The sequence below is a fragment of the Nonomuraea sp. NBC_00507 genome, from assembly GCF_036013525.1.
Lineage (GTDB): Bacteria > Actinomycetota > Actinomycetes > Streptosporangiales > Streptosporangiaceae > Nonomuraea.
This window is the reverse complement of the sequence record NZ_CP107853.1, coordinates 1,368,097-1,379,532: the sequence shown is the minus strand read 5'-3', so window position 1 is coordinate 1,379,532 and position 11,436 is coordinate 1,368,097. Positions and strand designations below refer to the sequence as shown.

General features: G+C 69.3%; 3 protein-coding genes. All 3 read left to right on the top strand.

The features are described from left to right. Window positions 1-36: 36 nt before the first annotated feature. Window positions 37-1,713, top strand: a complete 1,677-nt coding sequence (locus OHA25_RS07110) for an AfsR/SARP family transcriptional regulator (protein WP_327586789.1) — start codon at window positions 37-39, stop codon at window positions 1,711-1,713. A gap of 284 nt (window positions 1,714-1,997) precedes the next feature. Then, window positions 1,998-4,673, top strand: a complete 2,676-nt coding sequence (locus tag OHA25_RS07105) for a LamG domain-containing protein (RefSeq protein ID WP_327586788.1) — start codon at window positions 1,998-2,000, stop codon at window positions 4,671-4,673. Between the two features lie 8 nt (window positions 4,674-4,681). Then, a complete protein-coding gene (locus OHA25_RS07100; protein ID WP_327586787.1) occupies window positions 4,682-10,858 on the top strand; it encodes an RHS repeat-associated core domain-containing protein in 6,177 nt (2,058 codons plus the stop codon). Window positions 10,859-11,436 lie beyond the last annotated feature (578 nt).

Genomic DNA, 11,436 nt, shown 5'->3' with positions numbered 1-11,436 from the left:
TCCTCGTATCCGGGTGTGCAGCGGGAGGTGCGTCTGATGCGACTGGGAGTTCTCGGTCCACTCGCCCTGAGTGTCGAAGGCGAGGGGGTTCCGCTTCGCTCGGCCAAGCAGCGCATGCTGCTCGCCACGCTGGCGGCCAATTCCGGCCGGAGCGTGTCCGGCCGGCATCTGATGGAGACGCTGTGGGATTCACCGCCGGTGTCGGCGGGCGAGAACCTGCGGTTGTACCTCTACTACCTGCGCCGCGCTCTCGGCGATCGTGACCGCATCATCCGCGAGCCCGCCGGCTACCGCCTGGTTGTGCGGCCGGGCGAGGTGGACGTCGAGGAGTTCGACGGCCTCGTCCGCGAGGCGGACCTCGATCTGGCCGACGGACGGCTGGCCGAGGCCAGCGCGGCGTACGGCAGGGCGCTGGTGCTGTGGCGCGGCCCCGCCTACGGCGACTTGGCGGAACTGCCCCTCGTGCGGCAGAGCGTGCTCCGCCTGGACGCGGCCCGGCTGTGGGCCACCGAGCAGCGCATCACGGCCGACCTGGGGCTGGGCCGTCACGCCGACCTCGTCGCCGAGCTCACCGCCCTGGTCGCCATCCACCCGCTGCGGGAGCGGCTGCGCACCCACCTGATGCTCGCGCTGCACCGGTCCGGCCGCCGGGCCGACGCCCTGGGGGTCTACCGGGAGGGCCGCCGGAGCCTCGTGCGTGAGCTGGGCCTGGAGCCGGGGCCCGAGCTCAGGGCGCTGCACGAGTCGATCCTCCGCGAGGACGCCGCCGACGACGGGCTGAGGGCGGGTGCGCCGGTGCGGCTGTCCCATCCGGTTCGTGACGCGGGCCGCACGACTGTCCATGAGGTGAGATTCGGCATCCTCGGGCCGGTCGAGGTGTGGTGCGGCGGCCAGGCCGTACCCGTTGGAGGGCCACGGGAGCGCAAGGGGCTGGCGGCGCTGCTGGCGCGGCCCGACAGCGTGGTGACGGTGGCGCAGCTGACCCGGGCGTTGTGGGAGGAGGATCCGCCCGCGACGGCCCGGGCGCAGGTGCGCACCGTGATGAGCAGGTTGCGCCGGAATCTGGAGCCAGTGACCGGGGCGATAGGACCGCGCCTCGAGGCCGGGTTCAAGGCGGACACCGCCGGGGTCGAGCTGGACCTGTGGGAGTTCCGGCGGTGGTCGGAGCAGGGCTTCTCGCTGGCCGGCCAGGGCCGGACGGCCGAGGCGGTGCGCCTGCTCCGCCAGGCGCTCGCCCTGTGGCGGGGCCCGGCGTTCGGCGGGCTGCGGTCGCCGCTGCTGACGGCCGCCGCGCAACGGCTCGACGAGGAGCGGCTGCGGTGCCGCGAGCGGTGCCTGGAGCTGGAGCTCACCCTGGGGCGCTACTCCGAGGTCAGCGCCGAGCTGGGTGAGCTGGTCGGTGAGCATCCGCTCCGGGAGCGGCTGGTCGAGTTGTGGATGAAGGCGTTGTGCCTGGCGGGGCGGCGGCACGACGCGCTGGACGCCTACGCGGCCGTGCGGGCCCGGCTCGTCGAGCGGACCGGGCTCGACCCGAGCCCGGTCCTGCGGAAACTGCAGTCGGCGATCCTCCGCGAGGACCCGGGGCTGACCGCCAGGCCGGGGAAGACGCTCGCCGCCCGGACTCGGCAGCCCGAGGTCAGCTGTTCTGGATCGCCCCGGCACCGCTGTTCCGGTTGTTCACACAGACAGCGAAATATCTTCCGTAGAGGTTAGGGATTTTGATGCTTCTGGGCGGATCGGGGGGGAGCGCTCCGATCGGTCTGAGATTCCGCATTGAAATGCTCCAATTCCCGACGGTGTGGCTTTCTCGAAGGTACAGGGCGGGGCGCATCGGATGGATATCCGTTTTGTATCCGCGCCCATGTACGCCGGATATACGGAGATATAACGCGGATTTGTGATAGTTGCCGCGGGTGCGGCCATTGTCTGTCGCACTTTCGCTCTCGAACACGGAGTTGTCGATGCCCCAGATGAGACTGCCGACTCGCGTCGGTGTTGTGCTCGGCTTACTTCTGACCGGATTGACGGCGACGCCCGCCGAAGCCGCTGTACGGGCTGAGCCCTCATGCGCGCCGGAGGCGGTCACCGGTGCGCTGGCCGTGGCGGAGGCCACCCGTTGCGGCGTCAGAATCGAGGACCTGTCGCTCCGGACGGAGACGGGACAGGTCTTCGCCAACCCGGACGGCACGCTGACCTCGGTTCAGACGATCATCCCCGTACGGGCCAGAACGGCCGGCGGCTGGCAGCCGATCGACACCTCGCTTCGCTTCGACGCCGACGGCGGCGTGATCCCGGGGGCGATCACGGCGCACGTGCGGTTCTCCGGAGGGGGTTCTGCGCCGCTGGTCACGCTCGGCGAACGTGACACCCGGGTCCGGCTGAAGTCGCCCTGGCTGCTGCCCAAGCCGGTCCTGAGTGGCGACACCGCCACCTACCCGGAGGTACTGCCGGGCGTGGATCTCCAGCTACGCGCCGAGCGGGATGGATTCTCGCAGCTGCTGGTGGTCAAGAACGCCCAGGCGGCGGCCAATCCCGCGCTGGCCCGGCTCCGGTTCGGGGTGGATGCGGAGAACGGCACGGTCCGCAAGCGCGACGGCGTGCTGGAGGTGGTGGACTCGGCGGGCAAGCAGCTGTTCCAGTCCGGCTCCGCTCTGATGTGGGACTCCGGCGCGGCCTCGACCGGCGCCGACATGACCGGCGCGAACGCCGTGCGGCACCGCGTCGAGAAGATGGAGACGACGGCCGACGCCACCGAGCTCACGGTTACCCCGGTCGCGGAGATGCTCCGCGCCAAGGACGTGAAGTTCCCTCTGTACATCGACCCGACCTTCAGCAAGCCGTCGCCGACCTACTGGACGCACGTGACGAGCTGCGACAAGACCGGCTCGTACTTCACGCAGTACCGGTCGGACATGCGCGTCGGGAAGAAGTGGAACGAGAGCTGCGTCTGGCGGTCGTTCATGCAGTTCGACATCGGCCAGATGAACGGCGCGAAGATCCACAGCGCGCTCTTCAAGGTGACGGCCAACCACGTGGCCGCCTGCGCCGGCTACAAGACGCAACTGTGGCAGACGCGGCACATCAGCCACTTCAACTCCTACACCTGGAACACGGCCGCCGACGACTACCTGGGGTCCATCGAAACGCAGACCTTCAAGTCCAACGAGGCCAGCTGCCCGAGCCCCAACCAGCAGAAGATCTTCGACGAGGCCGGCACGGTCCTGGACGCCAAGCTCCAGGCGCTGGCCACCAGCAACAGCGACTCGCTGACGCTGGGCCTGAGGTCGAACAACGAGACCGACGAATACGGCTGGTCGTATTTCGTGCCGAGCAGCGCGGCCCTGGTCGTGACCTACAACCACACCCCGACCGCGCCCACCGCGCCGCAGATCGCCGGCGACTGCGGCTTCTCATGCACCGCCTCCGGCGCGCAGGTCCGGTCGGGGCAGCCGACGCTGCAGGCCACCCCCGACGACCCCAACGGGGGCATCCTCAGCAGGGTCGAGTTCGAGGTGTACGACCAGGCCACCCGCGCCGTCCAGAAGGCGGCGTCGGGCACCACGGTCACCAACAGGGCCGTCGACCAGGCCGTGTCCTGGCAGGTGCCGACCGACCTGCCCGAAGGCGCCTATTCGTGGCGGGTGCGCGGCTGTGACGCCTTCCTCTGCGGCGCCTACTCCGCGTGGTTCGACTTCACGGTGGACAAGTCGCCGCCGACCGATCTGAGGGTGTCCTCGACCGCGTACCCGCCCAAGTCTTCCGGCATCTGGAGCGGCGGGGTGGGCCAAGCGGGAGAGTTCACCGCCGGCGCGTCCGGCGCGTCGAAGGTCGAGTTCACTCTCAACGGCGTGAACAAGGGCTGGTTCGACGCGCCCGGCGGCTCCTGGACCGGCACCCTGACGCCCGACCGGGAAGGGCCGAACGTCCTGACCGTGAAGGTCGCCGACGCGGCGGGGAACACGACCGCGAGCGCGGCCGGCTACGAGTTCCTGGTGCGACCGGCCGTCACCAAATCCTGGGCCTGGGGCTTCGACGAGGCCGGCGGCGGCACGGCGGCCTCGGTCCCGGCCGACCGCCCGCTCACCGTCGCCGGGACGGCGGCCCGGACGGCCGGGCGGGCCGGCACCAACGCGGTCGCGCTGAACGGCGGCACCGCGTGGAACACGACCACTCCGGTGCTCGACACGAAGAACGCCTTCACCGTGACCGCCTGGGTGAAGCTGACGAGCACGACGGTGTCCGGCCCGGTCACCGCCGTGTCGGCCGACGGCCCCACCGGCTCGGGGTTCCGCCTCCAGTACCGCACCGACCTGGACCAGAACGGCGACGCGGTCCCCGACCCCGCCTGGTGCTTCACGATGACGGCCGGGGACGGGGGCACTGAGAGCAGGGCCTGCTCTACCGAGTCTGTCGGCACCGGCTGGGTGCACCTCGCCGGGGTCCACGATCAGGCCGGCGGCAAGATCCGCCTCTACCTGAACGGCAACTACTTCGACGGCACCGACCTGGCGTCGTACACCGGCGGCTGGTCGGCGAACCAGGGCTGGGCGGTCGGCCGGGCGAAGCAGTCTGGCGCCCCGGCGCAGTTCTGGCCAGGCGCGATCGACCGCGTGGCCGCCTACCAGCGCGCCCTCACCCAGGGCGAGATCAACTCCGACGGATCACAGGCGTAGGAGCTCGCATGAAACGAATTCTGACGATAACCACTGCCTTACTGGTCGCACTCCCGCTCACGGGCGGGGAGTCGCTGGCCGCCGCGCCCCAGTGGAGTCCTCCCGTCCCCGAAGACGTGCTGAGCATCCCGGTCAGGGAGCTGAAGGGCGGCACCGCCCCGAAGATCGCCGAACCGCCCCGGGTGGGCAATCCGGACGTGTCCTGGCCCGCACCCACCACCACCGTGGTGGACCTGGCGCCCACCGGGCGGAAGCCGGTCCGGGCAGCCGCCTCGCCGGTGCGGGTCGCTCCGGGGGTGGCCGCCGCCCGGGTGAGCAAGGTCGGGGTGCGGGTGCACGACCGTGCGGCGACGGCGAAGGCCGGCGTCTCCGGGGTGCTCCTCACCGTGTCGCGGGCCGACGGAGGCGCGGCGGACACCGTCGCGAGCACCGGCACGGATACCGGGTCGGATACCGTCTCCGTCTCCGTCGACTACTCGGGCTTCGCCTCCGCCTATGGAGGCGACTGGGCCTCCCGGCTCCGTCTGGTCGAGCTGCCGCCCTGCGCGCTGACCGCGCCTGGCACCAAGGGCTGCGGCCTGGACGCCGCCAAACCGGTGAACTCCAGGAACGAGTCGGCCGCGCGCTCCCTCGCCGCCGACGTCGCTCTCCCCGCCGGCGGGGAGCCGATGCTGCTGGCCGCGACCGCCGCTGCCGCCGGCGGCAACGGCGACTACACGGCCACCTCGCTGTCGCCCGCCGCCACCTGGCAGGTGTCGCAGCAGACCGGCGGCTTCGCCTGGTCCTACCCGCTGCGCATGCCGCCCGGCGTGGGCGGGCCGGTGCCGTCGCTGGGGCTGGCGTACTCCTCGCAGGCGGTGGACGGCCGGACCGGGGGGACCAACACGCAGGGCTCGTGGCTCGGCGACGGGTGGGATCTGTGGCCTGGGTTCATCGAGCGCACGTACAAGTCCTGCGCCAAGGACACCGAGGAGGTCAACGGGAAGAACCCCAACAACGCCGGGAACAAGACCGGTGACCAGTGCTGGTGGAAGTCGAACGCGACCATGTCGCTGAACGGCCGCGGCACCGAGCTGATCGACGTCGGCGGCGGGCGCTGGAAGGGCGTCTCCGACGACGGCTCCAAGATCGAGGTGATCAAGGACACCTCCGTCGGCAACGGCGACCAGGACGGCGAGTACTGGAAGGTGACCACGATCGACGGCGTCCAGTACTTCTTCGGCAACCGCGCGTCCGCCCAGTCCGCCTGGACCACCCAGGTGTATGGCAACCACCCGGGCGAGCCCGGCTACGCCTCCGGTGACTTCGCCGGTTCCCGGCGCACCCAGGCGTGGCGGTGGAACCTCGACAAGGTGGTGGACCCGCACGGCAACACGATGACTCTGTCGTACGGGCGGGAGCCCGGCGCGTACGGCCGCGAGAACGACCCGGACAAGCGCACCGCCTACGACCGCGGCGGCTGGCTCTCCAAGATCGAGTACGGCTCCCGCACCGACCAGGCCCAGCCCGCCGCCCAGGTCCTCTTCGACGTGGCCGACCGCTGCCTGCCCGGGGCGACCTGCTTCGACACGGCCCAGAAGGCGGTCCCCGCGTCCTGGCCGGACACCCCGTGGGACCAGTACTGCCAGTCGGGCGCGCGGTGCACCGAGCAGCTCACGCCCACCTTCTGGACCCAGAAGCGGCTGAGCGCGATCCGGGCTCAGGTGTGGGACGCCGGGCAGTACCGCACGGTCGAGACCTGGACGCTCCGCCACTCCTACCTCAACGCCGGATCCAGCCAGGGCGAAGGCGTGCCGATGTGGCTGGAAGGGATCACCCGGTCCGGTTCGGGTATCAAGGGCGGAGCCACCGAGACCTACCCGGAGATCGTGTTCTCGCCCGGCGCCGACCCCTTCCCCAACCGGGTGGACGGCCCCGCCGACGGGCGCACCGCGCTCAACCGGTTCCGGATCGTCTCGATCACCACCGAGTCGGGCGCCCAGATCGCCGTCACCTACCTCCCCGGAGACTGCACCCGGTCGAGCCTGCCGACCCCGCACACCAACGGTAAGCGCTGCATGCCGCAGTACTACTCCCCCGACGACACCAAACCGACCCTCGACTGGTTCCACAAGTACGTCGTCGACCGCGTGGACGTCTACGACAACACCGGAGGCTTTACCCACGAGCAGACCAACTACGACTACCTTGACGCCCCCGCCTGGCACTACGACGACTCGGAGCTGACCGAGGAGAAGAAGCGCACCTGGGGCCAGTGGCGGGGTTACGGCCGGGTGCGGGTGCGCACCGGGTTGGAGAGCGGGCCGCAGTCGGCCACCGAGTACCGCTACTTCCGTGGTATGGACGGCGACAAGCAGCTGACCGGCACCCGCGACGTCTGGGTGAAGGACTCGCTGGACGGCACCGGCGACCCGCACTCCAAGGCGATCGAGGACCACGAGGCGCTGTCCGGCAAGCTCCGCGAGCAGATCACCTATGACGGGCCGGACGGCATCTGGCTGAGCGGGTCCCTGGTCGAGCCCGCGTTCACCCAGACCGGCGTCAACGCCCAGGGCGGGCCGCTCAAGGCGTACCGGACGCATGACGCGACCACGTTCGGCCGCAATCACCTGACCTGGAACGACACGACCCGGTGGACCCGTACCGAGACCAAGGTCAACGCCGACAACCTGCCGGTCGAGGTGAACGACCTCGGCGACGAGGCCACCGCGGCGGACGACCAGTGCACCAAGAGCACCTACCTGGTCAACGACGGCCTCTGGATGCGCGACAGGGTGTCCGCCGTCGACACCTACGGGGTCGCCTGCACGGCCACTCCCGCGGTGCCCGGCGACGTGCTGTCCATGACCCGCAGTTACTTCGACGACCCCGCCAAACCCTTCGGCACCGCGCCCGTCCGGGGCCTGGTGGTGAAGACGGATGAGGTCGGCTCCTGGTCGGGCATCACCCCGCAGTGGGTGGTGACCGGGACCACCGGCTACGACGCCAACGGCCGCACGGTCTCCAGCTCCGACGCGCTCGGCCGGACCACCACGACCGCCTACACCCCCGCGAAGGCGGGCCCGGTCACCTCGGTCCGTACGACCAACCCGGCCGGGCACGCCACCACCACGACCATGGAGATCGCCTGGAACCAGCCGAAGACCCTGGTGGCGCCCAACGACGTCAGGACCGACCTTGTCTACGACGGCATCGGCCGCCTCACCGCCGCCTGGCTCCCCGGCCGCGACCGCGCCCTGGGCGCGAATCTGACCTTCTCCTACCTGCTCCGCGCCAACGCCCCCACCGCCGTCACCAGCAGGAAGCTGCTGCCGACCGGCACCGACAAGTACCTGACCTCGATCACCCTCTACGACGGCCTGCTCCGTGAGCGGCAGACCCAGACCCAGACGATCGGCGGCGGCCGGTTGATCGCCGACTCCGTCCATGACACCCGCGGCCTGGTGGCCTGGACCTCCGCGCCGTACTACCACGACGGGAGCCTCCCCGGGACGACGCTGGTCAGCCCGACCGTGACGATCCCCTCGGTCACGCAGAACCGGTACGACGGCGCCGGCCGGATCACCGAGACCACCCTGGTGGCCAACGGGGCGCCCAAGTGGAAGAGCGTCACCACGTACGGCGGCGACCGGACCACCGTCGTGCCCCCGGCCGGCGGCACCAGGACCCAGTCCATTACCGACGCCCGCGGACGCACCGTCCAACTGCGCCAGTACAGCTCGGCGACGGCCTACGACACCACCAGCTACACCTACACCGACGCCGGTGACCTGGCCACCGTGACCGACGCCGCCGGCAACAAGTGGCAGCACACCTACGACCAGCGCCGCCGGATGATCAAGACGGCAGACCCGGACAAGGGCGTCAGCGAGTCCACCTACGACGCCGCCGGTCAGCTCGTCACTGCCAAGGACGCCCGGGGCGTCATCCTGGCGTACACCTACGACGCCCTGGGTCGTAAGACCAGTCTGCGGGACGGTTCGGTGACCGGCACGCCGCGCGCCGAGTGGACCTACGACACGGCCACGGGCGGCGTCGGCAAGCCCGCGAAGTCCACCCGCCACGACGGCACCAGCCAGTACGTCACCGAGGTGACCGCCTACGACAAGGGCGGCCGCGCGACCGACACGAAGGTCACCGTCCCCGCCGCCGAAGGCACGCTGGCCGGGACCTACGCCTTCACCACCGCGTACAAGCAGGACGGCCAGATCTCCAGCACCGCCACACCGGCGGTGGGCGGCCTGCCCGCCGAGACGCTCAGCTTCGGCTACAACGCGGTCGGCGCGCCCAGCTACCTGAGCGGCTCCCAGATGTACGTCAACGACGTCATCTACAACCAGCTCGGCAAGCCGATCCAGCGCATCCTCGGCGTGGAGGGCAAGCGCGTCTGGCAGACCTTCACCATCGACGAGCCCACCGGGCGCACCACCAACGTCTCGGTGGTGCCCGAACTCAAGAACGAGGTGGCCGACTTCGGCTACCGCTACGACGACATGGGCAACCTGACCCGGATCGCCGACACCCCAAACGGAGGTCAGGCCGCCGACTACCAGTGCTACACGACGGACTACCTGCGCCGGATGGTCGAGGCGTGGACCCCGTCCACCGGAGACTGCGCCGCCGCACGGTCCTTGGCCGGGCTGGGCGGCCCCGCGAAGTACTGGCACTCCTACACCTACACGTCCACCGGCAGCCGGGACACCGAGACCTGGCACGGGACGCCGGACACCGGCCGCGACTACGTCCAGCCCGCGCAGGGCGGGGCCGCGGGAAGCAAGCCGCACACGGTCACCCGCGTCGACAAGTCCGGCGCGGCCACCGGGTCCGACTCCTTCGCCTACGACGCGGCCGGTAACACCACCAGCCGCACCACCAACGGCGTCACGACCACGATGACCTGGGACAAGGAGGGCAACCTCGGCGCCTCCGCGCAGGGCGGTCAGAGCACGACCTACCTGTACGACGCGGGAGGCAGCCGGCTGGTCCGCCGCGACCCCGCCGGAACGACGCTCTACCTGCCCGGCGGCCTGGAATTGCGCAGAACCGGCACCACGGTGACCGGCACCCGCTACTACACCCACCTGGGCAAAACGGTCGCGGTCCGCGCGTCGGGCACCCTGTCCTGGACCGTCCAGGACCACCACGACACCGGCGAAGCCACCATCAAGTCCACCGACCTGAGCGTCTCGCGCCGCCGTACCCTCCCCTTCGGCGGCCTGCGCGGCACGGCCCCCGGCTCCTGGGCGGGCGACAAGGGCTTCGTCAACGGCACCAACGACCCCAGCGGCCTGACCCACATCGGGGCCCGCGAGTACGACCCGCTGATCGGCGCGTTCATCAGCGTCGACCCGATCATCGACGTCAACGACCCGCAGCAGATGCACGGGTACGCCTACAGCAACAACAGCCCCGCCACCATGACCGACCCGACCGGCCTGCGGTTCTGCGCCGAGGACAACTGCAGCGGGGGAGGAGGAGGCGGCAGCACAGTCGCCAAACCGGCGTCTCCCGTGGTGGGGTCAGCGGACAGATACGCGGACAAGGCCGGCCTGAACCGGTGTAACTCCGTCTGCGCGCGGAAGCGCATGGAGCTGTCCAAAGCAGCGCTCACCGAAAGGGAGGCGAAGGCAGGGCAATATCAGAAAGAGTGCATGGGGGAGGTCGCGGCTGCCTTCGCCTGTATGGACCCCTATGTCTCCGTGGAGTACACCAGTGCTTGGGAAGAAGCCGGAGAGGATACGGGAACCGCGATCAATCCGGTCGGTCTCGGCGCGGCGACCACGGTTACGTACAACGCGAACATCAGCGAATCCGATGCCAAGATGATTCAGAACGCTATCGAGGTTCGCGGGAAGGCGCCGTGGTTTGACATCGCATATGTTGGAAGCTCGGGAACTATCAAGACAAACACCTCAGGTACCGCCATCATACCGGCTGCTCCCCGCGATCCAGATGCCAACGTCGCCTATCTCGCCCCAGTGATGGCCGTGCGTTGGAAGCGAACTGACTATTTCGCCCGCGTATACGATGTCAAGAAGGCCGAATACGTAGCCGGGGCCTACGTCAACTCCTCATACAAGATGGAGGTCGACGTCATTCGCTTGGAGCCGAAGCAGGAAGAGAACCAACCAGGGGTGGGCGACCAACGAGACCTCATCTCAAGAATCTCCAGCAACTGGTGGTAGGCGTAATCGCCTGATGGGCAGCCGCCGGAGATGTCTCCGGCGGCTGCCGCGTTTCTCCCAGACCCGATTCCGACCAGGAAGCTTGGCAGCCGCACCCGCCCCTCAAAGCCGACAACAGGCATGCGATCGAGGGGCATGTGATCAATCTGTTGCCATCAGGACCGTGCGGCACGGGATGGTTCCCGATGACATTCGATGGCACTCAATCGCTGCGCTGCCTGCGATATTGCGGAGCTAGTAGTCGTTTGACTACGGAGGGTTGAACGCTTGGTAAAGGGCTGATGAGGAAGAGGTCCCAGGTTCAAGTCCTGGTAGCCCCACAGAGTCTGACCAGCTCAGAGGCCGTTTCCTGGAGATCGGGAGACGGCTTTTTGATCGTTTGCCATCAATTTGCCACCAAGATCGCTTGTCACCAAGTGACAGAGGTCAAATCACAACGACAGCACCCGAACCTTCGAACGAGACCGGCCGATGTCGAGTTGAACGTTGAGACGCGGCTCTCTCGGCGTCGGGCCCCGTCCGAAGATATTCGTCAACCTGCGATGCAGCCCCTGTGTTGTCGCTTGACACTAGTGGCG